This window comes from Paenibacillus sp. FSL H7-0735 (assembly GCF_038008505.1).
Lineage (GTDB): Bacteria > Bacillota > Bacilli > Paenibacillales > Paenibacillaceae > Paenibacillus_AQ > Paenibacillus_AQ odorifer.
The window spans coordinates 5,638,673-5,664,880 of record NZ_JBBOZH010000001.1; the positions used below are offsets into that span (position 1 = coordinate 5,638,673).

The window sequence follows — 26,208 nt, forward strand, 5'->3', positions numbered from 1 at the left end:
CCATAAAGGCGTACGAGAGGTTCTTCCTCAAGTCATCTTATTCAATTAGGGTTGTACAATACAGCTAATCCGCTACTTTAATCATCGTTTCACTTGGTGGCTCATAATTTTCCAATTGGCGAAATACGATGCCTTTGGCAGCCATCATTGCCTCTACCTTTTCCATATCCTTACGGTAAGGACGATAATACACAATCTCCACAATACCGCTATTAGCCAGCATATTTGCACAGGTCCAGCAAGGCTCATCCGTCACATAGACGGTGCTGCCTTCCCGGTCAATCCGGTCTGTGAATAGCAAAAGATTCTGTTCCGCATGAATCGTGCGAATGCAGCGCTGTTTCTTCACCATAGTCTCTACGCCATCCACGATCTCCATCTCATATTGCTCCGAGAGCATACAACCTGCCTCTGAGCAATCAGGTACGCCCATTGGCGCCCCATTGTACGCGGTACCAAGCAGCTTTTTACCTTGCACCAGCACAGCACCTACATGTCGTCGTGAGCAGCGTGAACGAGTTGAGACCATACAGGCAATGTCCATGAAATAAGTATCCCAGTCTTTACGATAGGCAGTAGTCATAATCAATCTCCATATCCTTCTAAATAGTTGTTAACTATTGTAGCACATCCCCGCAAGTTTTCACTAGGACAACGGTTGTGGCACTTCCAACGATCTTCATTTCCTATTTATCTTCAAAATATTACTAAAGCTTTTAACTTCTCCAGCATTTTAGGTCCTATCCCCTTTACCTTCCCCAGATCAGATAGGCTGCGAAAGGTCCCTACACGGTTGCGGTAATCCATAATTGCCTGAGCCTTCTTTTCTCCGATGCCCGGAAGATCCATCAGCTCCTTAACACCCGCAGTATTCACATTTACTTTACCTTCCTGTGAAGCTGCTGATGCGGAAAGCTCAGTCGCCTCCTTAGCCGCAACAGCTTTATCCCCTGCCGACGTTTGCTTCCCTGCAATGTTTGGCGTTTGAACTTCTGCCCCTGTTGGTGTTTGACCTTCTGCCGTTGGTGTTTGGCCCGCTCCTTTTGCTCGCTCCCCCGCAGCGGCTGCCGTAGCTTTTTCATCTGCCGAAGTTTGGACAGCTTGTTCTGCTTGTTCTGCTTGCGCAGCCTCCTTAACCTTCTCACCGTCTTCAACATTCCCAGCAGCTTCAGCCTGCCCTGCATCTTTCTCTAAATGTTGCTTATTTCCTTTCGTCTGATGACCTCCCTCACTGCCCCCAGCAGCTGGAGCGTCACCAGACTCAGCGATTCCAACAGCTTGCTCCATACCAACATTCAAAGTCTCCCACCCGGCAATCCCGGAATCGCCCTTGCTTCCCGCCGCCCAGAATAGCCCACTTCCTATTACAGCAGCAGCCACTCCGAGCACGATACTCCCTTTATTCATATCACTTTCCTCCTCACAAAAATTCTTCTTATGCCTTTTTGTGAATCTTCATACATTCCTGCGGCTGGAAACTCCTTTAATAATTCATACAAAACCTGTCATCTGTCCAAGTCTATCCTGCATACATATAACGAAGAGCATTCATGTCAGTTAGTAAAAAAGCAACGCTAGAAAGGAGGAACCACAGGTGAAAGTAGGATTTATCGGAACAGGCAGCATGGGCAGCCTGCTGATTGACGCCTTTCTTTCTTCCGGAGCCCTGAATCCGTGCGATGTACTCGCCAGCAACCGCAGTCTGAATAAACTGCTGGAGCTAGAAGATCGTCATCCCGGCATAAACTTATGCGGAAGCAATAGTGAAACAGCGACTGGAAGTGACATTGTTTTTTTATGTGTAAAACCGCTGGAATTCAAAACCTTAACAGATGAGATCGGCCCTTATCTCCGCAGCGATCAAATCGTCGTATCCATTACAAGTCCCGTTCAATTGCAACATCTGGAATCCGCTTTGCCGTCCAAAATAGCCAAGATCATCCCCAGCATTACACACTGTGTCAAAAGTGGGACATCACTGTGCATATTTGGCAGCAGGCTTAATAAAGAAGACAGGCTTGTGCTGCTGCAGCTGTTGTCTTTCATAGGTGTTCCTTTGGAAATTCAAGAGGCCCATACCCGAATCGCTTCTGATTTCTCCAGCTGCGGACCTGCGTTCTTGAGCTATTTCATTGAACGCTGGATTGAAGCTGCGGTGGAAGTTACCGGGATTGAAGAGACGTTAATCAGCCGGCTTGCAGGTGAAATGCTGCTTGGAACAGGCAAGCTGCTAACAGAAGGAGAATTCACCCCGCAAGAGCTCCAAGAACGTGTAGCTGTCCGTGGCGGGATTACCGCAGAGGCACTGAACCATCTTCGCATTAGCCTTGAGGGCGTATTCGAACGTCTCATCATGACTACGCATGATAAATACGATGAGGATGTCACCAAGCTGGATGCATTATTTGGGCATGACGGTATTATTCAAAGTCCTGTAGACCGTTAGAAAACAATAAAACCCGCAGCACGGAGTTCTCCGTTGCTGCGGGCATTATTGCGTTCTTCGCTTAACCCACTACGATATTTACAAGCTTGCCAGGAACCGCAATGATCTTGCGTACGGTTTTACCTTCTACTGCTGCACTCACATTCGGGAGTGACAACGCATGAGCTTGCATCTCTTCTTGACCCATATCCTGCGGGATCAACGCGCGTTGTACGATTTTACCATTTACCTGAATAACGATTTCAACCTCAGCATCCACCGTCCATGCTTCATCATACGTTGGCCAAGCCACGTAACTGATACTTCCTTCGTGACCGAGCAGCTGCCACAGCTCTTCAGCGATGTGAGGCGCCAGTGGTGACAACATTTGTACGAAGTGTTCAGCAGCTTCTTGGGACAAAGTTTCTTGCTTATAAGCATCGTTAATAAAAATCATCAACTGGCTAATTGAGGTATTGAAACGCAGATGCTCGAAATCATCAGTGACCTTCTTAATGGTCTTGTGCCAAGTGCGTTTGAACTCGTCAGTGCCACCGTCTGCTGTGATTTTGGTGCTCAGCTTACCATCTTCACTCACGAACAGGCGCCATACACGGGACAAGAAACGGTGAACTCCTTCTACACCCTTTTCATTCCAAGGTTTGGTTGCTTCCAGAGGGCCCATAAACATTTCATACACACGTAGTGTATCTGCACCAAAAGCTTCCACAATCTCATCCGGGTTGATGACATTTCCGCGTGATTTACTCATTTTTTCATTATTATTTCCAAGAATCATACCTTGGTTAACCAGCTTATGGAAAGGTTCTTTTGTTTCAACAACGCCGAGATCATAAAGCACCTTGTGCCAAAAACGTGCATAGAGCAAGTGAAGCACGGCATGCTCCGCTCCACCAATATACAGATCTACTGGAAGCCATGCTTTTTGCTTCTCAGGGGAGCACAGCTCTTGATCGTTTTTCGGATCAATATAACGCAGGTAATACCAGCAGCTGCCCGCCCATTGCGGCATGGTGTTCGTCTCGCGGCGAGCCTTCATGCCAGTCTCAGGATCAATAGTTTCCACCCACTCTGTTACATTCGCAAGTGGAGATTCCCCTGTACCCGAAGGTTTGATCGCATCTACATCCGGCAGTACCAGCGGCAGCTGATCAACCGGAACAGTCTTCATTGTGCCGTCTTCCAAATGCAGAATTGGAATGGGCTCTCCCCAGTAGCGTTGGCGGCTAAACAGCCAGTCACGCAGACGATAGGTTACTTTGCCTTTACCTACGCCCTTTTCTTCCAACCAAGCAATCATCTTCGCAATCGCTTCTTCATTCTTGAGTCCATTCAGGAAATCAGAATTGACATGCGGACCATCTCCGGAATAAGCCTCTTCTTCAACGTTGCCGCCTTGAACGACTTCCACGATATTCAGGCCGAATTGTTTAGCAAATTCCCAGTCGCGTGTATCGTGACCCGGAACTGCCATGATTGCTCCCGTTCCGTAACCAGCAAGCACATAATCTGCAATCCAGATTGGCGCCTTCGCACCATTCACAGGATTAATTGCATATGCGCCTGTGAAGACACCGCTCTTCTCTTTTGCCAAATCCGTACGCTCCAGATCGCTTTTACGAGAAGCTTTTTCACGATATTCTGCCACAGCAGCACGCTGAGCTTCAGTGGTAATCACATCAACAAGCTCATGCTCTGGTGCCAGTACGCAGTAACTTGCTCCGAACAGTGTATCTGGACGTGTAGTAAACACGGTCAGGTTAGCCTTGTGACCTTCAATGTTAAAGTTCACTTCTGCACCTGTTGATTTCCCGATCCAGTTGCGCTGCATATCCTTGATGCTTTCGGACCAATCCAGTTCTTCCAGATCCTCCAGCAAACGCTCAGCGTACTCTGTAATTCTCAGAATCCATTGACGCATCGGTTTGCGCACGACCGGGTGACCGCCGCGCTCACTTTTACCATCGATAACCTCTTCGTTGGCAAGTACCGTACCCAGTGCCTCACACCAGTTAACAGGTACTTCTGCTACATAAGCCAGGCCTTTGTTATACAACTGGATAAAAATCCATTGTGTCCATTTATAATAATCCGGATCTGTCGTGCTGATCTCGCGGTCCCAATCGTAGGAGAAACCCAGCGATTTGATCTGACGACGGAAATTATCGATGTTCTTATCGGTAAAATCACGTGGATGCTGGCCGGTATCCATCGCATACTGCTCTGCCGGAAGTCCAAAAGCATCCCAGCCCATCGGATGCAATACATTGAAACCGCGCATCCGCTTGTAGCGAGAAACGATATCAGTCGCTGTGTAACCCTCTGGATGACCTACGTGCAGTCCTGCACCTGAAGGATACGGAAACATATCCAGTGCATAAAAATTGGGTTTTTCAGGATCTTCTCCTGTCTTAAAGCTTTTGTTCTCATCCCAGAACTTTTGCCATTTCGGCTCAATAGTCTGCGCCCGGTAACCACCAGCGGGTGTGCTATTTGTTTGATTGTCGCTCATTGTCTGCTCCTCCTTGGAGTGTTACTTCTTAGATTTCTTATTTCTTAACCAAGCATATACACCTTCGGTGTCCTTATAAGGACGGTAAGCGTTTATGCGGGAAATATAAGACATGAAGTATTGCGTAAAACGTATACTCTCTTATATTTACAAAAAAACCTCCCATCCCTAGCGTATTATCGCTAGGGACGAGAGGTTATAATTCCCGTGGTACCACCCTAGTTAGCGGCGAATATACTTTATTCTGCCACTCACTTTGCACCCTTTAGCGGGGGTGAGGCGACGGCGGTTCATTCATGACATCCATTATCTCTTATGGATATCCTGTAAACTTGCACCGTTACTCCGAGGTGAGTTCACTCTGTTCCGTTAACCGACTCGCACCTTAGTGTCGGCTCTCTGCAATAACGGTATAGAATTAATACTCCTCATCATCGAACAACTATATACTGAGTCATCAGTAATATTCCCCAACATTATATACAAAACTGTTATCAATAGTCAATGATTATCCCTTTATACGGGCTTTCGTTTGATTAAAAACGCCATAAAGTGTTGAATTACGACTTTTGCAGCTGCAAAGAACGGTACAGCAAGGATAAGTCCAATCATCCCTGCCAGTTCACCACCTACCAGCAATGCGAAGATAATAAGCAGCGGATGCAAATGTAGCGTCCTGCCTACGACCTGTGGAGAAATAATATTGCTCTCCACAATTTGGCATAAAGTGTTTACCACAGCAACCAGTAGAACTAATCGAAAAGAGACGGTCGAAGCCATCACAATGGCAGGTGCAGCCCCTAGAAAAGGACCCATATACGGAACAATATTAAATACTGCCACCACACTGGCGAACAGTAAGGCATAAGGCATTCCGACGATGGCATAGCCGATATAGGCAAGCACACCTATAATGATGCAGACCAGAAATTGTCCGCGAATGTAATTGCCGAGCGCAGCATCGATATCTTTTAACAAAGTAACAATAGACTTGCGGCGTGCGCGGGGCAGACAAGAGACCACCGTCCGTTCAAATACGTCAAAATCCTTCAAAATATAGAACACCAGAAACGGCACGATAAAAGCATTGAACAGCAAGTTAATCGTTGTCCCTATATTATCGAGAAAATGCGAAATCCCTTCGGCCAGACGATTCTCCAGTTGAAAAAACCAGTTGTTCATCCCCATTTCAACCCCAGGCGGTATTAGCCTTGTATTCATATGGCTCATCAGCCCCTGGGCTTGCAGTGTGATCTCAGGCAGATGTTCATTTAATTCTTCAAGCTGCTCAATAAACATCGGGATAAGGTTGATGGCGATCACGGTAATCGCCGTTAGAAACACTGCATATATAAGTAGAACAGCTACGCTACGCGGCATCTTCCGTCCGGCCAGCATACTAACCACGGGATTCAGCACATAGGAAATAATCATAGCTGCCAGAAATGGAGCGAGGATTGCCTTTAAAAATACAAAAATCCCCTGCAGCATCGGACGAAGCAACCAAACAAAATACAAAATGATCAGGGATAGCAGCACTCCGATCATCCAGCGGAACCATTTACTTTGGGACCATTGTTCCATGAGAGTACCCTCCTGCGGTAGAGCCTGGACTAGCTTCGTAAATAAGTATATGTATGGCCGCAGCAAAATAACCATCAAACACACAAAAAAGCGTCAATAACCTTGCAACTGATTTCAGCTGAAAGGAAATTGACGCTTAAGTACATAGAGCAGTCTTGCTTACAAAGCAAGATTCATAGTTAAGACGACGCATGAATTTGCGGGAAATCCTGAGTCATATCATCCCCGGAGAACAGGTCGTCCAGCGAGCTTAGTGTGCCGTCTTCTTCAACTTGATAAACCGACATTTTTTCGCCATTTACCGTCAATTCGATGAAACAGCCCCAGCAATAAAACTGGTGGGAACCGATCTTTCCGATATCTTTGGAGTTGCAGTTTGGACACTTCATATAATACATTCCACCTATCCGTTAACAATATTAATGGCTTTTTGTAGCCGTTCTTCGCTCATCGCAGGAACCATTAATGCATTCTCACCAATGGACATCTCGTCAGAACAAGGCAGCCATTTGCGGCCTTCGATCAAATCAGTGACAAGCCCGTCACTAATTTCCAGCGCTCCTATTGTGTTTCCCAACTTTTGGTCAAAATAAACATCAGATATTCGTCCGAGTATAGTTCCAGTTGTAGTTAGCACTTTCAAATCCTTAAGTTTGTTCTTTCCAAGTAGAAAAGTACAAGGTATATGATCGGCATCTATCTTATCAATCGACTCTTTATTACGAATCATGACAGCATCCTCGCCGTAGGCCACAATATCTTCCCATGCCACAAATTTCACATGGCCACCAAAAAAAGATTTGCTTTCCAGTTCAATACCCGTAATATTCCAGTTTGAATCGAGCAGAATATCGACAATTTTGCCGATTGCGTTACCCTCTTCAACTTCATATACAGCCAAGCCGATCAGATCTTGAAGTTTCATGGCTGCTCGGTCTCCTCACTTTGAGTGTAATTACGAGTTCTCAAAAAGTGAAAGCCCGAATGATCAGGATACCTACCATAGCCTAGAAGTAACTAGTCTCTGATACGCAGCCGATTCAGAATGGTTTCAACTTTTCGAGCAACGTACTCAATTTCTTCAGTAGTATTACCCAAACCCATGCTAAATCGAATCGCTGACCCTAAAATATTTTCTGGAAGCTCCATTGCTCTCAGAACATGGGATATTTCCAGTGATCCTGACGTGCAGGCTGAACCGCTTGCTGCCGCAATCCCGTCCATATCCAGGTTCATCAGCATAACATCTGTTCTAGCTCCCGGGAAGCTCAAATTCAGTATACTAGGCAAAAAATGCTCGGTATTGCCGTTAATTGAATAACTTTCCCGTCCAATCAGCGCATCCAGCTCTTCAAGTAGTCTATTGCGCAGGAGCTGCACTTTTTGTCGACGTTCTGATAGACCTGTAACTGCTATTTCAACAGCCTTGGCAAATCCAGCAGTACCTGCTAAATTTTCTGTTCCGGCTCGTCTGCCGCGCTCCTGAAGGCCACCGTGGAGTCTTGGATGCAGCGGTGCTCCACTCCGCACATAAAGGCCACCGATCCCCCCAGGTCCATTGATTTTGTGAGCTGTAAAGCTCATGTAATCTACCGGAAGCTCCCGCAGTGTGATCGGTAAGGCACCAAGAGCTTGTACAGCATCAACATGGAACAGAATACCCCGCTCTCTGGCAAACTGGCCAATTTCCTGAATCGGCTGAACGGTTCCTACCTCATTGTTGGCATACATTACACTGATTAGCACTGTGTCTTCCTGCACCGCTGCTTCTACATCTGCAACGGATACTCGGCCTGTAGAATCCACAGGAAGATAAGTAACCTTAAAGCCTTCCTTCTCCAGCTCTTCGCAGGTATGTAGCACTGCATGATGCTCTATCGCAGAGGTGATAATATGATTGCCTTTCTGGGCAACAGCAGCGACAGCTCCATAGAGTGCTAGATTGTCACTTTCGGTTCCGCCGCCAGTGAACACCCACTCTTCCGGCGAGCAGCCTAAAAAGGCGGCGATAGTATCGCGCGCCCCATTTAATATTTTCTTGGCTGAACGTCCGAACTGATGTACACTGGACGCATTTCCATATTGTTCTGTCATTATATTCAGCATGACCTTGGCCACCTCCGGATGAACCGGGGTTGATGCGGCGTGGTCCAAATAGATGGTTTTCATCATTCATTTCTCCACTTCTAGGGTATAGGAAAACAGTTCGTTTTTAAGAACTATTAAATTATACCGCGCGAGAAGTTAGTTTTCCACAAACTAAAGAACACAATATTGTAATCAATTCCCTGCACAGGCTAAGGTAATGACAGCCAATTCTCTTCAGAGGTAACTTCTATGCCGTTTTTTCTAAGTAAAGCTGCAGTCACGCCGTTCCCAGCGATCTTCTTCCCTTTGAACTCTCCGTTATAAATCATGGTGCTGCCGCAAGAAGGACTGTTTTCCTTGAGGACTACCATCGTAGCTGAAACTTCTTGAGCTTTCTCAAGCGTAATATAAGCCCCTTTTAAATATAATTCTGTTACATCTATGCCCGATCGGTCCACTACTTTAGCCGTTCCTGCAAGCACAGCCTCACCATCCCCGCCGACAATTTCAGCTGGCTCTCTAGGCGTAGAGAATCCCCCTAATAATTCCGGACACACAGCAATAGCTTGATTCTCATTCAAAAGCTTCTGAATTTTCTCATCCAAACAATCCGTGCCATTATATCTTACCTTCATACCAGCTAAACAAGAGCTTACCAAAATCACCTATATGCACCGCTTTCTTCATTCATTGTGCTTCGTTTATAATAAGATACAACCCTTAACAGCCGTTCAAGCTAAGAAATATTTCGAGCATAACATGCTGATTACAAGCTGTAAACAAATCCAGCCTCAAAAACGACCGAATGGGAAGTGTATAAAATGTGCGGACGATATACGATAACCGTCACCATGGAAGAGCTGATGGTCAGATATTTTGCGAATGATTCAACCATTATCCACTATGCTCCAACATATAACGCAGCACCCATGCAGCAAATTCCGGCAGTCATTAACACAGGATCCAGCAATAAACTTGGGGAACTGCGCTGGGGTCTGGTTCCTTCATGGGCCAAAGATGACAAAATCGGCAGTAAAATGATCAATGCCCGGGCAGAGTCACTCCTTGAGAAGCCTTCTTTCAAGCGATTAGTAAGCTCCCGCCGCTGCATCATTCCATCTGATGGCTTCTATGAATGGAAGGTTCAGGGCAATAGCAAACAACCCATGCGAATCGTGATGCGCGATGGGGGTATTTTTTCAATGGCCGGATTGTATGATATTTGGATGGACCCTGAAGGTAATAAATTAAGTACCTGCACGATTATAACGACTACCCCAAATGAACTTATGGCTGAAATCCATAACCGTATGCCAGTTATTTTGAAGCCTGAGGATGAGCCAGAATGGCTGAGCCGGGACAATCAGGACGCAACTTCGTTAATAAAGCTTCTTAAACCCTATGATCAGCATCAAATGAGAGCCTACCCGGTTTCTACTGCAGTGGGAAATGTTCGGAATAATACGAAGGAATTAATCAATGAGATATAGAAAACAATATTATTCAAATGGTAGGAATGATTATCACCCTTTTATTGACACTAATTCTGACCTCGTTGTTTATCCATGAAAAAACATCTTAACCCTGCGGATTAACCGCAGAGTTAAGACCAGCGCCGCTCAATATGAATTCTGCGTCCCATCAATTGATGATACATCTGTAGAAATCTGTCTGCATACAGCTCAGAGGATATGTTAGTCCGGATATGCCATTCTCCATTCATCCTGATTCTGGCCCGTAGTTCTGGATCATTCATTAAGGATAGAGCAGCAACCACAGCTTCATCCAGCTGCCCTCTAGTGTATATTTTTCCAGTGTGATTGTTAATGACGAGTCTTCGAACGCCGTCTGAATCTGTAGTAAGTACAGGACAACGGCACAACATCGCCTCAGCAACCGCGTATCCAAACCCTTCCAAAATAGAGGTAGAAAGGAGCAAACCTCCCGAATCACCAATAATACTCATATAATCTGCCATTTGCTCATGAGGAATATTGGAATACGAAATCAACCGTGAAGAAATCCCCGTCTCAGCTACAAATTGATCAAAGCTTTCTTTTTGCTCTGGATCAAACAAAGTATCATCCTGAAAAATCCATAAATAAAGTTCGGGATGGATCGCCAGCAGCCTTTGCCCGATTTGCAGAAATTCCCGCCAATTCTTATTCGTTTGAATGCGTCCTACCCAGCCGAGGATAGGGAAACTTTTCGCGGGATAATTGGTATATCCAAACTGATCGCAATCGATCGGATCATCAAAACAATATTGTGGAATGGTTGGAAATCCGCCTTTGAAAAGCGCCTGCAAATGGGTTGTTTCTGGATACAGCAGTGCATCGGTGAGCCTGTAAATGCGCTCTGTAAAATTATTAACGACCTGCTCAGCTTCATCTAAGGTGCCTAAACCCTGCACTTCAAAAACAAGCGGCCCTTTATACCCGAACCCTCGAATCCGCTCTGCTAAGTTAATATCCGTACACACTACAATTAAGTCAAAAGCTTCACGAGCAAGCATTGCCCTGATCTCGTCATCGCTATTGGTAATATGCGTTTGAATGTTACGGATATTCTGCTGTCCTTTTCCATGGTGTGTATACAGTAAATGGCACTCTACACCGCGAGCATGTAACGCTTGGCAGCGAACTCGGTTCAGGGTTTGCATACCTCCACTCGGGTTATAAAAAGTGAACAAAATCTTCATTATGATCACTCATTCGCAAATTATTTTTAGGTAAAAGAGGTCTTCAACAAATCATACAGATCTGCGCTGCGAAACAGCTCATTATAATAGTGGCCTTTGGTCGATGGGACATGTCTGTGTCGAAATCCAATCAGGCTATGATCATCCGTATAGTAATTGGAAATCGTATCCCCGCCCGTAGTTACCAAAGCTTCCAGCATGTACTCAATATCGAGCGCTCCTATAAAAACTTTTGGACCTAAAACTATCGTGAATGGAGTGGATAGTTGTTCTATAGCACTGCAAATCGCGTGTGACTCCACAGCTCCAGGCAGCCAGGCGAACGCTGTCGCAGGATGAGGTATGGTTTCCAATAGAGCCGATGGCTGACGCGTAGTTGATAAATCCAACACCCGGCATTCATAATTGCTATACGTTTGTTCGTACAGATTCTCTATCCGCGTTATTTCATCCGCACAAGCATTCACTACAGGATATAGAACGGTAATCATCGCCGGAATTCCTCTGCGAAACCGTGCCTGATGGCGGGTCAAATGATAGGCATATCTCCATCTACGATGATTTTCAACCGAATGTAATTGGGCAGATACACTAAAGGTAGAATCCACACGATAATTCACCAGTTCCACCGGTATAAAGCGAATTTCACAATGTTCAGCCAGTCTCAGCCAGTAATCATAATCCTCCACCGGTTCCATTCCATAAGCTCCAACAAGCTTCGCAATCTGTGCTTTGTACATAAAAGAAACGCCAATAAGCGAGTAATCCAGCAATCTCTCTTTAGGCTGTGACTGATAATTACGCTGAGTAGCTAATTGATGTTCGTTATGAAGAAACCTTCCCTCGTTATCGATGCTTTGAAAAGAACTGTACACGATGCCTAACTCCTGTGGACCTCTAACTAGCGCCCCCCGAAGGATTTCGAGGAAACGGGGTTCATAAACATTGTCGCTGGAAACCCAACTTAGATATTGAATACTAGGCTCACTATACAAAAGATCAAAGCCGGTATTCAGTGCATGTGCTATACCCCTGTTCTGTACGTAAGAGATAACCGTTACCCTTGGATCTTCGACAATAATGGATCTCACGAGCGGTTCCATTTCTGGTGCACCATCGATCACAACAACCAGCCGAAAATTGGTAAAAGATTGGTGTAGAACAGACTGCAGAGCTTGCCGTAAGAACTCCGGCTTTTGGGTATACACAGGCATAACTACTCCTACATCCGCCATGATTTTTTACCTCTCTCTACATTGGAGTATAAAATCAGTATATTTTGATTCCTCCCATCTGACTGTGTGAATGCCCTTAAAATACTTTATTACGCCTAAAAAAGCAGCAATCGCCCTATTTCTTTCAGCGACTGCTGCTTAATGGTCTAAATATTACTATTATACAGGTATAGAAAGGGCGGTAATCTCCGTCATTTCAGATTGAAGCACCCGCTGATCGGTAACTAGATTTCCGAACTCATCCAGCCCATAAACAGAGGTGACTACTTCTGCCAAAGGATAAGGACTACTAATTTGCACCTCGTAAGCCAGATTCCCCCCAATGAAAAACTCTCTAATATCAGAACTCTTTGCAGGAACGAAATAACCTGTGACATAAAGCGGGGTAAGAGCTGGCAAGGAATATGGAACACCGAAGACTTCGACAATCATCATTGCACTCGCATTACTTGTGTTACGAACACTGACCACTACATTACTCGCTGCAGTACCAGTTGCTCTCGTATTCGTAATAAGACCTGTTGTATAAGGCATTTTCTCACTCCTCCTCTTGGTTTCTATCAACTTATTCAACAGCTAGCTTATAGTTGTGAGGCAAGAGGAGGGGTTAACACGTGGAATAATAGCCAAATAGACAGGTATACAGTTCCTTTCCCGCTTTTTTCATAACATAGATTAAAGATGAAAAAGGAGAGGTGACAATGACCAATTTCAATTTTCAGGTCACTACAGGTTTGCCACCAAAGTTTGAACCCTATGTTGCTGTGAATCTGCTTATTCCCGGGATCATGATTGCTGTAGCTGTAGACACTACAACCGGAGTTCCATTAATAGGGATGTATCGCTCGTTAGATGGCGGTGCCAACTGGTCACAAGCTTTACTGCCTCTGCCTCCAGGATTTACAGGGGCCGAAGCACCTGCTGTTGCGTACTCCTTTCCGAATACATTTGCCATTTCTGCACATGCTTTTCCAGGCGCTTCAGACGGAACAACTATATTCTATATTTCCACCAACAATGGTACTAATTTCAGCAACCCTGTAATTGTAAGTAGCGGGTATGGAACCTACATTAATAATGACGAAACAAATATCACAATCGATGTAGGACAATCTAGCCCATATTTAGGAAATATCTATGTTTCTTACAATCATCAGTTCAATGTAGCTAACGGAGGTAACTCGACAGCTTTTCTTAGTCGATCTCGTGATAATGGAGCCACATGGGACACTCCCATCCTGCTTTCCAGTGAAGCTAATCAGGTAGAACGTCCCGATGTGGCTGTGGATTTGATAGGCAGCGTGTATGGAGCATGGATTACGACAAATCCGGAATTCCGATTTGTGATCAGAACTTCTTTGGATGGTGGAACAACGTTTGGCGCCCCTGTTCTTGTGTCCACGATCGTACCTGTGCCCATAGTCCTGCCCGTTCCCGGCTATGCTTTTCGGGTCTTAACATTTGCGAATATTTCAACCGATCGATCAGTCGGACCCTTTACCAACCGTGTGTATACCATCTGGCAGGATTTCCGCCAAGGGTACTCTGATGTATTCATGTCCATTTCAAACGACAGGGGCATGACTTGGAGCACTCCCGTTAGTATTACCGGTGCACCCGCGGGATCTCAGAACTTTTTTCCTGCGATCGATGTCGACCCTTTGACGGGCGTAGTAAATGTGATCTATTACAGCAATCAGGTTAACGGATTTTTGCTAGATGTATATGTTGCGCGATCCATTAACGGTGGACAGACATTTACCAACACTAGAATAACTAACGTTTCCTTCGATCCGAATGCTGGAGGTACAGGACCTGTAACCTTGATAGGGGATTATATTGATATCACTTCCGTTCCGCCTGGAGGATATATCGGCGTATGGACAGATACTAGTCCGGGAACACAGACTATTTTTGCGGGATATTCCGATGTAGTTATTACTTGATTGGGGCTGGCTGCCAACATCATAAAAAGTCTATTGCCGGGGATTAGGCGATAGGCTTTTTAGTGCAGGTAATGAAAAAGAAAATATTTTCATGAACTTGAACGCTGTTACGCTGAGCTTTCGCATCCGCATCATCGCCGATTCCCACTCTGACAAGATCCATAGCATACTGGGCTTTGATATTACATATGTTCGATTTTTCAGTTAAAAAACCTTCTCTAATAAAGATCCAAAAGCATAGCCAAATTCATATGTATTTCTTACCAGACTCTCCATTCCCTGAACCAATAACGTGACGCCCTTAAGCATTAGAGTAAAAATAAATATCACACCAAACATTCGAAATACTCCCATTCCTTTCTCGTGCCTCCAACGATAATTCTTGCCCATTTTAAAACACCTCATTTTGAGTATTATTATGTTAACTACGTCTCATAACGAGCTCCTATGTATTTTACAACATCCGTATAAAATCTTCTTACTAGAATACCAGATTTGGAACATTATGTATACCAATGCAGAGGTCATCGGGTGATTTCTGCCTTCTCATAAGTAAATAAGCACAAACGTTCGCACATAAAGAATAATAGTGTTAAAATAAAGTTATACTATTCCTAAACTAAAGCCTAAGGAGTCTTGCCAAATGAGTCAAAGAGTTGCCTACAATGAAGTTGCACCTGAGGGTATGAAAATCATGATGGATATGGAGATGTACACCAAAAAATCTACGATTAATCGGACTACAAGAGAACTTATCAAAATCAGAGTTTCTCAAATTAACGGATGTGCTTTCTGCATAGATATGCATACATCCGAAGCTCGTAAAATGGGTGAAACCGAACAACGAATTTATTGTTTAAATGTTTGGGAGGAATGTACTTTTTATACACCTGAAGAGAAGGTTGCTCTCGAACTATCTGAGCATATTACGCTAATCCCTTCCAAAAGAGTTCCTGATGAGCTATATAAACGAGTACGTGAACAATACGATGAGAAGCAATATATTGATCTTGTACTGGTCATTAATCAAATCAACAGTTGGAACAGAATTTCTATTGCAATGGGAAATACACCCGCAGAACAATAATTACCCTCAAAGAACACCTTAGGGTGTTTTTTTATTCTCCGCTCCGTACGTTCCACGGCTCCGTTGATATATAAATTATCTCATTAAAATGCCCTGCCAGTATAATCACTAGCAAGGCATTTTTTCATGCGATCGCGTTGGGTTAGTTCAATAACAATTGCTGATTTTAGTACTCTCTTTTATTGCCCTTCTTTACGTATTCCCACTCAACCTCAACATTTTTCCTAACCCTTTGCAAGAGTTGAAACAATACTTCCGTTTCTTTTTCAGATAATCCTGCTAACGCAACCAAATCGGTATGGTCCCCTTCTCTCTTCAGAAAAGAATAGGCTTGTTTACCTTTTTCAGTTGTGAATAACCTTTTTATTTTTTTGTTCGTTTCATCGTCTTTCTTTTCAATAAAACCTTGGATTTCAAGTTTCTGAATCGCACGCGCTGCTGTTGTTCGGTCCACCTTTATCATTTCCGACAGCTTTTCTTGAATAATACCTGGATTCTCATATATCCGGACCAGATATAAATACTGCCCCTTTGTAAGCTCTAATTCCTTGAACTCTATATTACTTATGGAATCTAATGCCCTCGCTATCATTCCAACTTCACGAAGTATCTCCTTCATTCAATCACCTACCAGTTCCAATATTGTTGTATTTACAACAATATTGATTGTATATATACTTATAATTGTCGTTAATTCATTATGACGTTTTTCCTAAAAAAAACAAATACAGAATGGAGTAAGCAAGAATGAATCTTAAAAGAATTACACTAATCGAGGAACTTGAAGCTGCATTTTCAATAAGAAAAAAAGTATTTGTTGAGGAACAAGGCGTACCCCTTAATGATGAATTTGATGAATTCGATACGCTGAATGGAGAATGTGAGCATGTTCTCGCCTATTATGATGGGCAACCAGTTGCCACAGGAAGGATCCGCTTTCTTGATGGATTAGGTAAGTTAGAGCGTATTTGCATCCTAGAACCTTATCGTAAATTTGGAATTGGGAAAAAAATTATTTCTGCATTAGAAGAGATCGTGGTTGAAAAGGGGCAGCAAAAGGTTAAATTGCACGGGCAAACTCAGGCAGAGGGGTTCTATAAGAAACTTGGTTATCGGGCTTCATCTACTGAATTTATGGAGGATGGCATCCCTCATCTTTTAATGATTAAAGATCTTTCTGCTTCAATAGAATGAAGAAGTTTAGTGTAACTACGTTTTCCATTTTCACTTGCGGAATTTTCATCTTAACCCTAGGCGTTTCACTAACAATAATCTCCGATCTTGGAGCGTCACCTTTTGATGCACTTTTAGTCGGTCTATCCCAAAATGTCGGTCTTACAGTAGGCAGTTGGGAAGTGCTGATCGCATGCCTATTGATTGGATGTAATTCATGTTTATCCAAGCAAAGACCAGAATTATTAGGGTTGGTAACTGCATTTATAGCAGGCATTGGTATCGATATGTGGCTTTTTTTGTTAAACAATCTGATCGAGCCTAATCTGTGGATCAGTAAAATCGCCTTTTATGGTTTAGGCTTAATCGCAATTGGATTAGGTACATCCATTTATTTGTACGCAAATTTCGCACCGATTCCAGTGGACCGACTAACATTAGTACTGCAAACGATAACTAGGCTTAGTATACTATTTACTAGAACAATCATTTATCTGGTTTTCTTATTTGCCGCCATTATTTTCAATGGGCCTATTGGGATTGGCACTCTACTTACCATTTGTTTAGGCGGCTTAATTCTTAATTACTTTATGCCACTTATACAGAAAGCCTTGGACCGATTGCTACAACATACAACAGCGGACTCCGCTAAAGAAATATGATATATACAGCAAACCATAATCTTATCATTGGGAGTGAATAATATGGAGATTAGAATCGATAACTTAACCGGAACCGAAATCATAGCATTGATCAGTGAACATCTGCAGAGCATGTTTGAGCAATCCCCGCCAGAGAGTGTACATGCGTTGAATTTAGATAAATTAAAAACACCTGAAATCACCTTCTGGAGTGCCTGGGAGCAGGGCGAACTCTTAGGTTGCGGTGCTCTTAAAGACCTGGGTAGCCATCATGGTGAAATCAAATCCATGCGTACTTCTACCAAGCATCTTAGGAAGGGCATTGCATCTAAAATGCTTGCCCATATCATTAAGGAAGCTAAGCAACAAGGCTATCGGCGGTTGAGCTTAGAAACCGGATCCACTGAAGGGTTCGAAGCAGCTAGAAAATTATATGAACAATATGGATTTGAATACTGTAGTCCGTTTGCAGATTACATTGAAGACCCCTATAGTGTTTTTATGACGAAAGAATTATAAGCACTATGGAGGTGCTAACTTGACTACTAATCAATGGATACCGATTCTCGCAGCGTTCATCGGAGCCTCTTGCTGCTGGATCGCGCTCTTTAATAAGCGTAAGAACAAATAGAATCGCAGATAAAAAAAGACTCCCAAATGGGAGCCTAAACGTTGACACATTATTTTTTTGGAATATCTTTCATTCGAGGACTAAATATAGAACATGTAATTGTCAGCCAAACTCTCTTCTTTGTAGTTAATCAAATCATAAAGTGTTGTGGAATCCAGCACATCGGCAATGCTGTCACGAATACGCAACCATAAATCCCGTTTCGCTGCATCGTCCTCTTCCGTGAAGTCTACAGGAGAGATAGGGCCCTCCAGCACACGGATGATATCACCGGCAGTGATAGCGTTCGCCTCACGCGACAAAATGTATCCTCCATATGCTCCACGAATACTTTTTACAAGTCCTGCATTGCGCAAAGGAGCAATTAGTTGCTCCAGATAATGCTCGGAAAGACCATTTTTCTCAGCGATACTCTTAAGTGAAGTTGGTCCTTCACCAAATTTCAGTGCAAGCTCCATCATAATTGTTAGTCCGTAACGACCTTTGGTTGATATTTTCAAAGGGGCACCTCTTTCAGTTTAATGTCTGATTATTGTATACTATTGATTCGGCAAGTCATTTTGATTGTCATATCAAGGTATTCCGATAATTACTCTCAGTTTATGTTATCATATCCGAAGTCACAAATGAAATGGTAAACGAAACATTTTACGAGAATGTTCACCCCAGGTGGACATTTTGTTGTTTCCAGTCTCTTATTTCAGAGGTTTAGAGTAGACAGGTATGTTATAATACATTTTGAGCCGGGTGTTCCATGAATGACCGGTATTTTGGGTACAGAAATGGTGATTACGATGACAAAAGCAAAACAAGACACCCGTGTCGTCGTCGGCATGTCCGGAGGGGTCGATTCCTCCGTCACGGCGCTTCTGCTCAAGCAGCAGGGCTATGACGTCATCGGCATCTTCATGAAGAACTGGGACGATACCGACGAATTCGGAGTATGTACGGCCGAAAGCGATGCAGAGGATGTTCGCCGCGTATGCGAGCAGATTGATATTCCTTACTATACCGTTAATTTCGAGAAGGAATACTTTGATAAGGTATTTTCTTATTTTCTCGATGAATATAAGGCCGGCCGGACGCCAAATCCTGACGTCATGTGCAACCGCGAGATTAAGTTTGGAGAATTTTTGAACAAAGCTCTTCAGCTTGGTGCCGATTATGTCGCAACTGGACATTACGCACGTGTTATAGAAGAAGATGGTGTGTACAAGCTGCTCCGCGGCGTAGACAACAATAAGGATCAAACCTATTTCCTGAATGCACTGGGGCAACATCAACTCTCTAAAACAATGTTCCCTATTGGACATCTGCCGAAACCTGAAGTGCGGAGAATTGCTGAAGAAGCAGGACTTTACACTGCCAAGAAAAAAGATAGCACAGGCGTCTGCTTTATCGGCGAGCGCAACTTCCGCGAATTCCTCAGTCAATATCTCCCGGCACAAGCTGGCGATATGGTTGACATAGTAACTGGAGAGATCAAAGGCCGCCACGACGGACTTATGTATTACACGTTAGGCCAACGCCAAGGCCTTGGTATTGGTGGCTCTGGCAACGGCGAACCGTGGTTTGTAGCTGAGAAAGACCTTAGCCGCAACATTCTTTATGTAGTACAAGGAGACAAGCACCATAGCCTGTACTCTACTAGCCTGATTGCTTCCGGTGTTAACTGGATTGACGGTCAAGAGCTTGGGCAAGAGCCGCTGAAATGCACCGCCAAGTTCCGGTATCGCCAGCCAGATCAAGGCGTGACCCTTACAGCGCGTGAAGATGGAACAATAAATGTAGCCTTTGATGTTCCACAAAAAGCTATCACACCTGGTCAAGCCGTTGTCTTCTATCTCGGCGAGCAATGTCTCGGCGGCGGAACGATAGAATACGCGGAGAAGGTTGTTCCTTCAGCACAAGTGTGAATGTAAGCCAAGCTTCTATAAAAGCCTATCTACAAGTAATCGTAGTAACTCACAATATCTAACTAACATACCAAAAGCACGAAATAGTTGTATTTAATACAGCTATTTCGTGCTTTTTTATTTCTTTTTGGGTTTTAGTTGTATATTGTACAGTTAAACTGAGCTTATACCTCAATAAATACCCATATACTGATAAATAGTTGTATGAAGTGCAACTAAATTACGTTGGCGCGGCTAGGGTGTATTTTAGTTGTAAAAAATACAATTAAAATGGATATGAAGCCACATTTAGTCGCAGTCGCTAACTAGCCAATTACTAAAAAAAGCCCCAGCCAAATGGCTAGGGCTTCCCTTATTTAGACTTTAAGGCTCAAGTCCCCATGCTAGATCACCATTCAAATACAACGGCACATGATTCCATTCCGTGTACGATGTTTTGGCAGGATCATAAGAGTAGTCTCCAACCTCGTTGTAATTGCTCCAATCCGTTTTGTTGACCCGGATCTGGATATCACCCGTGTTGGCTCCCGGTGCAAGACTGCCTGCACCTGCGCCGAAGGAGATTTCTAAATAATAATCCGCTCCAGTTTTGGCAGGGTCCACCTTCACGAATGTTCCCTGTATATTACTTCCACCGATGTTAGCATAGTCAACATTAAATTGTTGAGGTTTATCGCCATCAATCGTGTAATAATACCGCAGCTTTACATCGCTAAGCGCTACAGCCGTATCCCCATTGTTAACAATTTGCAGCTGCGGGCGGAACTGATTATCTCCCGGATTGGTATCACTTGTCCGGTATTTCACCAGCAAATCTCCTTGTACCGGAATCGGCACATCAATAGGCTTGGCGTGAACCTCAAGCGAATTTGGGCTCTCTCCAACCACGTTGGAAGCACTAACTACGTAGTAGTAATCCGTACCGTTAACCACTGAAGCGTCATTGTAAGTCGCCTGAGTGACAACAGCCACATCGCTGTAAGGGCCACCAGTTGTCGCAGCTCTTTTCACAGTGTAGCTAGTAGCTCCAGTTACGTTGTTCCAACTAAGATCTACAACTTTGTTACCAGCGACCACACTTGGTTTGGAAGGTGCTTTTGGAGCTACTGGCTCAGTAGGCACACTGCTGTTGATCAGTCGATCGTATTCAGCATAAGCAGTTGCCATATCTACTTGCGACCAGAAGCGATGATAGGTAAATTCAGGGGCTCCATTGTCCCAAGTTTTAGTCACTTTATTAAAAGAAGTATTGTATTTGTCCAGCAAATATTGCCACTTGGAGTCATTCACGATATTTGGACGGATATCGGTATAGCTTGCGTATACCCCGTTTCCGCCTTTAGCTGGATCGGAAGGCACTGTAGATGAACCAGGGATCGTATTTCCTTGGCCGAATGTACCTGTCCAACCGCTTGGGAAATAGACTTCTTTAGTGAAATAGCGAGAATAATCTCCACGGCTTTCGGTAGTTGCAATACCAACTCCATCGTTATAACCCCATGCCGTGTCTAACAAAGATTTAGCCAGTACCTGAGCCTCTCCTCCCAGAGTACTGTAGCTGCCATGTTCAGCTTTGGTGCCAGCCGCATAGAAGGTAAGTGCCTTAATATAGCTGCCCAGTACACCTGTATCTTGGCTTGGACTCTTAGTTACGGCTTTCAGGTTACTGTTTGCTGCAGAACCACTGAAGCCATTCCACGTATTAGGTTGTCCTGTCCATTCCACATTACCTGGAATCCAGAACTCTCCTGGTGCAGAGACTGTTGCCACTTGTGGGTTGTCTCCTCCAAGAATTCGATTACCTTGACTGTTCAGGTAGTAACCTTCAGCATCCGTAACTGGACGTTTGTTGGCAAAGGCATAATCTTTAGACCAATCTACCCAATTTTCTATAACTTGTTTTGCCATTTGAAAGTTTTCAGATGTAGTGTCTCCGTTAGAAGCAAGGATATAGTACAGCTCTGCTACCCGCTCCACACTCCATGCCTGCATCCCGAACCAGTTATTGGATGGAGGATCGTGGTAGACTGGAGCTTCGTCATATGCCATGCCATAAAAAGTACTGGTTCCGGCTGGATAAGCCTTGTAGGCGCCTTGATAACTATTGGTCGCTCCTCCGGCAATTGCCCCTTCAGAGGACTGCAGCCAAGTATAGAATTCCAATTGACGTTTCAGAGAATTTTCCCAATCCTGTCCAGCTGTAGCTGATGACGGGATCAGACCACCATCCGAATCAGAAAGTGCGTAGGCAGCCACGACATTCTGATACCCTTGGTGGGCATGGCTCGCCCCGATTCTCCAAGCCCAGTTTCCTGTAGCTCCAAGTCCACCGCCCCATGCGGTATACCAAGCCAGAAGATATTGATTGGAATCTTTGCCAGTCCCGGCATCAGGTGTGCCGTCAGTAGCTGCACTTCCTACTTTTTGGAAGTATTTATCATACATACCGTACCGCAGGAAATCGCCCATTTTCTTAGCTTTATTCAAATACACTGTATTGTTGTAGCCGAGCTCTTTAGCCCAGTACATTGCTTGTACTGCCCGTGCATCGGCATCTGTAGCATTCGTGTAACGCCATTGAGCGGAAGGCACGTTAGCTTCTTTTGTGAACAGGCTCATGAAGCCTTCGTTTGCTTTTCCGAACGTTTTGTCATCTTGAGACGGGTGAGGGACCGCCTCCCAAACGGACTCTTGTTCACCCCGTTGGAATGTATTCACATAAGCGGCTGTATGCGTAGGATTCAGCAAGTTGCCGAAGCCGTACCAGTTGTCCACGTCTACCAGCCAGTGCATCAAGTAGGTCTGGTTGTTGCCATACGTCGCCTTCAATTCAGCATCTAGCGGATCTTTACCTGCTGCATACTGGCCACCTAGCTGACTTGGATACTGATCCGGCTGAGCATGCTCCGCTGCATACGTAGCCGGGCTGTTCGGATTGTAATAACTCATGGTTGGCTGCTCTTCCTTGCCATCACCTTCGTTAATAGGGATGATATACTTCTCCATGTTGTCCCAAGCTGATTCCAGCTTAGTCCAGTCCCCTGTGTGATAACCATAGAGTACCTCAAGCCACATCCAATAACTGTAAGCTTCTGAGGTCGTCATATGTCCGTAATCAGGGGCTTCACTCATCAAGGTCTCTACCGCATGATAAGGTACTCCTTCAGCAGAGAAATAACCATTTGCGGGGTCTTTTAGCTGCGCATATAATTGCAGAAATCGCGTCTGCTCCGTAGTAGAAGCGTGAGCAGTCTGAGGTCTAAAATTAAATAGACCGGTCATGAGTGAGAGAAACAGGACTGCGGCCATCATTACAGAAACAGGCTTCTTTATTAAGCTCAATTTCATCATCTTAGGCAAGCTCCCTCTCTTGGATATATTTATGGTTCTAAGCCCCATACAAGTGTTTCACCTTCATAAAGTGTAACTTTATTCCAATCGGCAAATGTCTGCTGAACCGCGCTGTAGGAATAATCATCCGTTTCATTGTAAGCCGTCCAGTCCGTCTTATTGGTGCGAGCCTGAATCTCGCCGCTATCTCCACCAGGCGCTACGCTTCCAGCCCCTGCACCAAAAGAAATCTCCAGATAATAATCCGCGCCCGTACTGGCGGGATTCAGCTTAACAAAACTGCCGCTTAAATTACCACTGCCCACTACAGCATAATCACAATGAAACTGTTGTGGTTTATCCCCATCCACAGTGAAATAATAACGCAGCTTCAAGCCGCTAAGTGCCACAGACTCGGTTCCTGTATTCATAATTCGGAACTGAGGGCGCAGCTGTCCATCACTGGCATTCGTATCATTCGTACGATATTGCACCTTCAAATTCCCCGTTGTGGGCTGTGTTGTTTCTTGGGGTTTGGCACTAACCTGTATAGATGGCAAGCTCTCCCCTACACTATTCGTGGCAGTGATCACATAATAATAAGTGGTTCCGTTCACCCGTCCACTATCCATGTAATCCGTTCCCATGACATTCTCAAGCACCGTATACGGGCCTCCACTCACTTCACTGCGTTTAACGGTATATTCACTAACCCCGCTAATGGCATTCCAAGTCAAATGGACAGTCCCATTACCTGCTACTGCCTGAACATTAGTCGGACGTGCAGGGACTTGAGGTTCTCCAGGTTGTCCACCACCCGCTGGAAGTTCTCCATACATGTGCACACCTGCATCAAACACCGGAATGTTCGCTGTTTTAACAGGAGTTGCTCCTTGAGCTGCCACACCTTGGAATGAAAAATCATTAGCATTATTCCAGAAGTTAGTGTTCAGCGGGGCTGCAATTCGGAATTGAATCTCCTTACGATGAGCAGATTGTCCACCCGGATAAATTAAAGTACCTGTAAAATCAACCTTAGTATAGTAGATATGGTTAGCTGCATCGTAAGGCTGAAGTGCAGACACCGTTCCACCCTGATTGTAGCCTCCCGCCGTAACCGTAATATCCTCAGGAGCATAACCAGCCGCTATCGCTTCACTAAGATCCACATAGTAGTTAAAAGACATCTCTTTACTGGCCCGTGCCGGCCAGCCCGTACGGTTATTCAGCAATGCTCGAATCTCTACGAAGTTGCTGCCACTAGCATTCACAGAGGCTTCGACAAACATCTCATCTTCACGTGTCTCTGCAGGTGGAAATTGTGCAAGCGGCTGTTGCCCTTGTCCATGCAGCAGCACCATTTTTGCAATAGCTCCTGTAAAAGCTGCATTGTAATCGGTTGCAACTTCATTCGAGACATAATCGTTAATGGAGTCGGTGTAGCTGTCTGTTTTGGACGGGCCTCCAACTAGCGCTCCGTACAAGACATGGCGATGATTTACCGGAACGGTCTGACTATCATTCCATGATCCATGTGAGGTTCGATGATGGGGATGCTGAGGAGAATTATTACCATAACCGATAACATAACTGCTGTTTCGTGGATTGTCGCCAAGCATATACGTAATTTGTCTCTCCGCGAAAGAACGCGCCGTATCTTTCTTCACCGGATCGCTCACCCAGTCCGAGTAAACGAAGGCCATAAAAGCCTGATTGGCTGCATAACGCAATGCGCCCCATTGATCCAGATGGGCTAGTCCGCCAGGTGTATAGGCAACACGGTCACTTGTTCCACCCACTCCAGTCGTCCAATACTGCATATTCCGTTCAGTGGATTGAATGAACTTGGTCTGCCCGATGATTCGTGCCAACAGTAATTGAGCGCCATAATGCTTGTCGTCCCAAGACTGCGTCCACTGATAACCCCAGTTTCCAGCCTGATTCGTTCCCCATTGATCACTTGCTGCAATAGCCTTATTGAGATACTGCTGATCGTTAGTCGCCAAATACAACCAGACAGCCCCCCAGCTCAATTCATCCGCATAACCGCTCCAAGAATTATAATATTGTTTGGCATCGGTAATGCTGTCGGAATAGGAGCCGCGGTAAGTGTCAGCAAAATTGTAAAGCTGTTTAGCATGCAGCAGCAGCTTGTCCGCATATACGGCATCCGTATCCCTGAAAATAATGGATGCTGAAGCTAACGCTGCAGCTGTTTCTGCGGCAAGATCTGATCCGGGATGAGTGGCATCAATTTTGTAGGAAGGTCTCTGCATCTGCATGACTTCTGCGGGTCCCCACCAATTATGATCGGTTGTTCCGTTACCAACTTGTCCCCACAGCTCGTTAGGAGCGGTATGAGCTTTTACAAAATAATCGGTTGCCCAGCGAATATTGTCTAATATTTCCTCAAGCTGCCCAGACCCCTCATATCCTTGCTTGTACTCATAAACCGACCACGCCAGCATCGTCGTAGAATAAGCCATAGGCAGACCGAATTTAACGTGATCACCGGCATCATACCAACCACCAGTCAGATCATGTCCCACATCCGCCCCGTCCAAAAGACCGGAATCGCCCCGCCATTCCACCCGATTGTTATCTGGCAATTCACCAGACCGCTGGGTTTCGTAGAAATAAATAGATTTTTGAAGAACCTCCGCATAGTTGTAGTCTCCGGCCGCCGCCTCTGCTATCGCCGGTTGAAATGCAGCATTTGAACAAAATGTAAGCGTAAACAACAAACTGAACACCAGTCCTTGTTTCCTATACCTCTTGATCATTTCTACTGCCCCTCTCTTCAGTGAATGCCACAAGAAAGATTACACCTCAGTCCCGTAACACCTCCCTCACTTGAATCAGGTACCCGTCATTGCGATCATCCACTCACCTCTCTCTAAGAGCTATATTTAAGCGAA

At 44.7% G+C, this 26,208-nt stretch carries 24 protein-coding genes and 1 other annotated feature; of the genes, 8 read left to right on the forward strand and 16 right to left on the reverse strand.

Annotation, left to right across the window (positions count from 1 at the left end):
• Positions 1-64: 64 nt before the first annotated feature.
• Both NSS82_RS25590 and NSS82_RS25595 read right to left on the reverse strand, forming a co-directional pair.
• On the reverse strand, positions 65-583 hold the full coding sequence (locus NSS82_RS25590) for a deoxycytidylate deaminase (RefSeq protein WP_036677545.1): 519 nt from the start codon (positions 581-583) through the stop codon (positions 65-67).
• Between the two features lie 113 nt (positions 584-696).
• Positions 697-1,407, reverse strand: a complete 711-nt coding sequence (locus NSS82_RS25595; RefSeq protein ID WP_076272402.1) for a ComEA family DNA-binding protein — start codon at positions 1,405-1,407, stop codon at positions 697-699.
• A 187-nt stretch (positions 1,408-1,594) separates the two neighbouring features.
• On the opposite strand from NSS82_RS25595, the gene comER reads away from it, so the two are divergent.
• Entirely contained in the window at positions 1,595-2,446 is an 852-nt protein-coding gene (gene comER / locus NSS82_RS25600) for a late competence protein ComER (protein ID WP_036677548.1), read from the forward strand.
• A gap of 61 nt (positions 2,447-2,507) precedes the next feature.
• Here the strand turns inward: comER and leuS are convergent, their stop codons facing one another.
• The 6 genes from leuS to NSS82_RS25630 all read right to left on the reverse strand — a co-directional run bounded on the left by leuS (position 2,508) and on the right by NSS82_RS25630 (position 9,295).
• Positions 2,508-4,958: a leucine--tRNA ligase gene (gene leuS, locus NSS82_RS25605; protein ID WP_076141550.1), complete on the reverse strand. Its 2,451-nt coding sequence runs from the start codon at positions 4,956-4,958 to the stop codon at positions 2,508-2,510.
• A gap of 181 nt (positions 4,959-5,139) precedes the next feature.
• Positions 5,140-5,402, reverse strand: a binding site (T-box leader).
• A 72-nt stretch (positions 5,403-5,474) separates the two neighbouring features.
• A complete protein-coding gene (locus NSS82_RS25610; RefSeq protein WP_036677553.1) occupies positions 5,475-6,542 on the reverse strand; it encodes an AI-2E family transporter in 1,068 nt (355 codons plus the stop codon).
• A gap of 179 nt (positions 6,543-6,721) precedes the next feature.
• The gene (locus NSS82_RS25615; protein WP_036677557.1) at positions 6,722-6,931 is read right to left on the reverse strand and encodes a hypothetical protein; all 210 of its coding nucleotides are present in this window, start codon (positions 6,929-6,931) and stop codon (positions 6,722-6,724) included.
• 14 nt (positions 6,932-6,945) lie between these two features.
• Entirely contained in the window at positions 6,946-7,467 is a 522-nt protein-coding gene (locus NSS82_RS25620; protein ID WP_038572961.1) for a PRC-barrel domain-containing protein, read from the reverse strand.
• Positions 7,468-7,559: 92 nt separating this feature from the next.
• The gene (locus NSS82_RS25625; protein WP_038572963.1) at positions 7,560-8,711 is read right to left on the reverse strand and encodes a cysteine desulfurase family protein; all 1,152 of its coding nucleotides are present in this window, start codon (positions 8,709-8,711) and stop codon (positions 7,560-7,562) included.
• Positions 8,712-8,839: 128 nt separating this feature from the next.
• Complete coding sequence (locus tag NSS82_RS25630; RefSeq protein WP_036677566.1) at positions 8,840-9,295, reverse strand: DUF523 domain-containing protein; 456 nt, start codon at positions 9,293-9,295, stop codon at positions 8,840-8,842.
• Positions 9,296-9,451: 156 nt separating this feature from the next.
• Here NSS82_RS25630 and NSS82_RS25635 point away from each other — a divergent pair, with 156 nt between their 5' ends.
• Positions 9,452-10,120: an SOS response-associated peptidase gene (locus NSS82_RS25635; protein ID WP_036677569.1), complete on the forward strand. Its 669-nt coding sequence runs from the start codon at positions 9,452-9,454 to the stop codon at positions 10,118-10,120.
• A gap of 113 nt (positions 10,121-10,233) precedes the next feature.
• Here the strand turns inward: NSS82_RS25635 and NSS82_RS25640 are convergent, their stop codons facing one another.
• The 3 genes from NSS82_RS25640 to NSS82_RS25650 form a co-directional block, all read right to left on the reverse strand.
• The gene (locus NSS82_RS25640) at positions 10,234-11,331 is read right to left on the reverse strand and encodes a glycosyltransferase family 4 protein (protein WP_076272401.1); all 1,098 of its coding nucleotides are present in this window, start codon (positions 11,329-11,331) and stop codon (positions 10,234-10,236) included.
• A 26-nt stretch (positions 11,332-11,357) separates the two neighbouring features.
• A complete protein-coding gene (locus tag NSS82_RS25645; protein WP_076105882.1) occupies positions 11,358-12,566 on the reverse strand; it encodes a glycosyltransferase family 2 protein in 1,209 nt (402 codons plus the stop codon).
• Between the two features lie 159 nt (positions 12,567-12,725).
• Positions 12,726-13,100 (reverse strand): hypothetical protein, encoded by a 375-nt coding sequence (locus NSS82_RS25650; RefSeq protein WP_036677578.1) that lies wholly within the window; start codon positions 13,098-13,100, stop codon positions 12,726-12,728.
• Positions 13,101-13,267: 167 nt separating this feature from the next.
• Between NSS82_RS25650 and NSS82_RS25655 the strand changes: the two genes are divergently transcribed.
• Entirely contained in the window at positions 13,268-14,512 is a 1,245-nt protein-coding gene (locus NSS82_RS25655; RefSeq protein WP_076272400.1) for a sialidase family protein, read from the forward strand.
• 204 nt (positions 14,513-14,716) lie between these two features.
• Here NSS82_RS25655 and NSS82_RS25660 read toward each other — a convergent pair whose 3' ends face one another.
• The gene (locus NSS82_RS25660) at positions 14,717-14,866 is read right to left on the reverse strand and encodes a hypothetical protein (protein WP_155288181.1); all 150 of its coding nucleotides are present in this window, start codon (positions 14,864-14,866) and stop codon (positions 14,717-14,719) included.
• A 289-nt stretch (positions 14,867-15,155) separates the two neighbouring features.
• Here NSS82_RS25660 and NSS82_RS25665 point away from each other — a divergent pair, with 289 nt between their 5' ends.
• Positions 15,156-15,599: a carboxymuconolactone decarboxylase family protein gene (locus NSS82_RS25665; protein WP_036677583.1), complete on the forward strand. Its 444-nt coding sequence runs from the start codon at positions 15,156-15,158 to the stop codon at positions 15,597-15,599.
• A gap of 166 nt (positions 15,600-15,765) precedes the next feature.
• On the opposite strand, the gene NSS82_RS25670 is transcribed toward NSS82_RS25665, so the two are convergent.
• Positions 15,766-16,218 carry a MarR family winged helix-turn-helix transcriptional regulator gene (locus tag NSS82_RS25670; RefSeq protein ID WP_076105880.1) on the reverse strand — a complete coding sequence of 151 codons (453 nt, stop codon included), beginning with the start codon at positions 16,216-16,218 and terminating at the stop codon, positions 15,766-15,768.
• 128 nt (positions 16,219-16,346) lie between these two features.
• Here NSS82_RS25670 and NSS82_RS25675 point away from each other — a divergent pair, with 128 nt between their 5' ends.
• From NSS82_RS25675 to NSS82_RS25685, 3 genes are read left to right on the forward strand one after another with little or no spacing between them, the layout of a single operon-like run.
• A complete protein-coding gene (locus NSS82_RS25675) occupies positions 16,347-16,793 on the forward strand; it encodes a GNAT family N-acetyltransferase (protein WP_076272399.1) in 447 nt (148 codons plus the stop codon).
• Positions 16,790-17,434, forward strand: coding sequence for a YczE/YyaS/YitT family protein (locus tag NSS82_RS25680; protein ID WP_036677593.1), 645 nt, complete (start codon positions 16,790-16,792; stop codon positions 17,432-17,434). The genes NSS82_RS25675 and NSS82_RS25680 overlap by 4 nt, the downstream gene beginning before the upstream one ends.
• A 42-nt stretch (positions 17,435-17,476) precedes the next feature.
• On the forward strand, positions 17,477-17,932 hold the full coding sequence (locus NSS82_RS25685; protein WP_036677596.1) for a GNAT family N-acetyltransferase: 456 nt from the start codon (positions 17,477-17,479) through the stop codon (positions 17,930-17,932).
• Between the two features lie 192 nt (positions 17,933-18,124).
• Here NSS82_RS25685 and cymR read toward each other — a convergent pair whose 3' ends face one another.
• The gene (cymR, locus tag NSS82_RS25690; RefSeq protein WP_036677599.1) at positions 18,125-18,544 is read right to left on the reverse strand and encodes a cysteine metabolism transcriptional regulator CymR; all 420 of its coding nucleotides are present in this window, start codon (positions 18,542-18,544) and stop codon (positions 18,125-18,127) included.
• A 294-nt stretch (positions 18,545-18,838) separates the two neighbouring features.
• Here cymR and mnmA point away from each other — a divergent pair, with 294 nt between their 5' ends.
• Positions 18,839-19,960: a tRNA 2-thiouridine(34) synthase MnmA gene (mnmA, locus tag NSS82_RS25695; protein WP_076105478.1), complete on the forward strand. Its 1,122-nt coding sequence runs from the start codon at positions 18,839-18,841 to the stop codon at positions 19,958-19,960.
• Positions 19,961-20,323: 363 nt separating this feature from the next.
• Here mnmA and NSS82_RS25700 read toward each other — a convergent pair whose 3' ends face one another.
• Together NSS82_RS25700 and NSS82_RS25705 are read right to left on the reverse strand one after the other, a co-directional pair.
• Positions 20,324-23,308 carry a glycoside hydrolase family 48 protein gene (locus NSS82_RS25700; RefSeq protein ID WP_081384419.1) on the reverse strand — a complete coding sequence of 995 codons (2,985 nt, stop codon included), beginning with the start codon at positions 23,306-23,308 and terminating at the stop codon, positions 20,324-20,326.
• Between the two features lie 32 nt (positions 23,309-23,340).
• Positions 23,341-26,073: a glycoside hydrolase family 9 protein gene (locus tag NSS82_RS25705; RefSeq protein ID WP_076272398.1), complete on the reverse strand. Its 2,733-nt coding sequence runs from the start codon at positions 26,071-26,073 to the stop codon at positions 23,341-23,343.
• Positions 26,074-26,208: the final 135 nt, after the last annotated feature.

Bases quoted from the DNA above. Each gene is read 5' to 3' on its own strand.
- NSS82_RS25590 (WP_036677545.1), bottom strand. From the start codon at position 583: ATGACTACTGCCTATCGTAAAGACTGGGATACTTATTTCATGGACATT.
- NSS82_RS25595 (WP_076272402.1), bottom strand. From the start codon at position 1,407: ATGAATAAAGGGAGTATCGTGCTCGGAGTGGCTGCTGCTGTAATAGGA.
- leuS (WP_076141550.1), bottom strand. From the start codon at position 4,958: ATGAGCGACAATCAAACAAATAGCACACCCGCTGGTGGTTACCGGGCG.
- NSS82_RS25610 (WP_036677553.1), bottom strand. From the start codon at position 6,542: ATGGAACAATGGTCCCAAAGTAAATGGTTCCGCTGGATGATCGGAGTG.
- NSS82_RS25615 (WP_036677557.1), bottom strand. From the start codon at position 6,931: ATGAAGTGTCCAAACTGCAACTCCAAAGATATCGGAAAGATCGGTTCC.
- NSS82_RS25620 (WP_038572961.1), bottom strand. From the start codon at position 7,467: ATGAAACTTCAAGATCTGATCGGCTTGGCTGTATATGAAGTTGAAGAG.
- NSS82_RS25625 (WP_038572963.1), bottom strand. From the start codon at position 8,711: ATGAAAACCATCTATTTGGACCACGCCGCATCAACCCCGGTTCATCCG.
- NSS82_RS25635 (WP_036677569.1), top strand. From the start codon at position 9,452: ATGTGCGGACGATATACGATAACCGTCACCATGGAAGAGCTGATGGTC.
- NSS82_RS25640 (WP_076272401.1), bottom strand. From the start codon at position 11,331: ATGAAGATTTTGTTCACTTTTTATAACCCGAGTGGAGGTATGCAAACC.
- NSS82_RS25645 (WP_076105882.1), bottom strand. From the start codon at position 12,566: ATGGCGGATGTAGGAGTAGTTATGCCTGTGTATACCCAAAAGCCGGAG.
- NSS82_RS25650 (WP_036677578.1), bottom strand. From the start codon at position 13,100: ATGCCTTATACAACAGGTCTTATTACGAATACGAGAGCAACTGGTACT.
- NSS82_RS25655 (WP_076272400.1), top strand. From the start codon at position 13,268: ATGACCAATTTCAATTTTCAGGTCACTACAGGTTTGCCACCAAAGTTT.
- NSS82_RS25660 (WP_155288181.1), bottom strand. From the start codon at position 14,866: ATGGGAGTATTTCGAATGTTTGGTGTGATATTTATTTTTACTCTAATG.
- NSS82_RS25665 (WP_036677583.1), top strand. From the start codon at position 15,156: ATGAGTCAAAGAGTTGCCTACAATGAAGTTGCACCTGAGGGTATGAAA.
- NSS82_RS25670 (WP_076105880.1), bottom strand. From the start codon at position 16,218: ATGAAGGAGATACTTCGTGAAGTTGGAATGATAGCGAGGGCATTAGAT.
- NSS82_RS25675 (WP_076272399.1), top strand. From the start codon at position 16,347: ATGAATCTTAAAAGAATTACACTAATCGAGGAACTTGAAGCTGCATTT.
- NSS82_RS25680 (WP_036677593.1), top strand. From the start codon at position 16,790: ATGAAGAAGTTTAGTGTAACTACGTTTTCCATTTTCACTTGCGGAATT.
- NSS82_RS25685 (WP_036677596.1), top strand. From the start codon at position 17,477: ATGGAGATTAGAATCGATAACTTAACCGGAACCGAAATCATAGCATTG.
- mnmA (WP_076105478.1), top strand. From the start codon at position 18,839: ATGACAAAAGCAAAACAAGACACCCGTGTCGTCGTCGGCATGTCCGGA.
- NSS82_RS25700 (WP_081384419.1), bottom strand. From the start codon at position 23,308: ATGAAATTGAGCTTAATAAAGAAGCCTGTTTCTGTAATGATGGCCGCA.
- NSS82_RS25705 (WP_076272398.1), bottom strand. From the start codon at position 26,073: ATGATCAAGAGGTATAGGAAACAAGGACTGGTGTTCAGTTTGTTGTTT.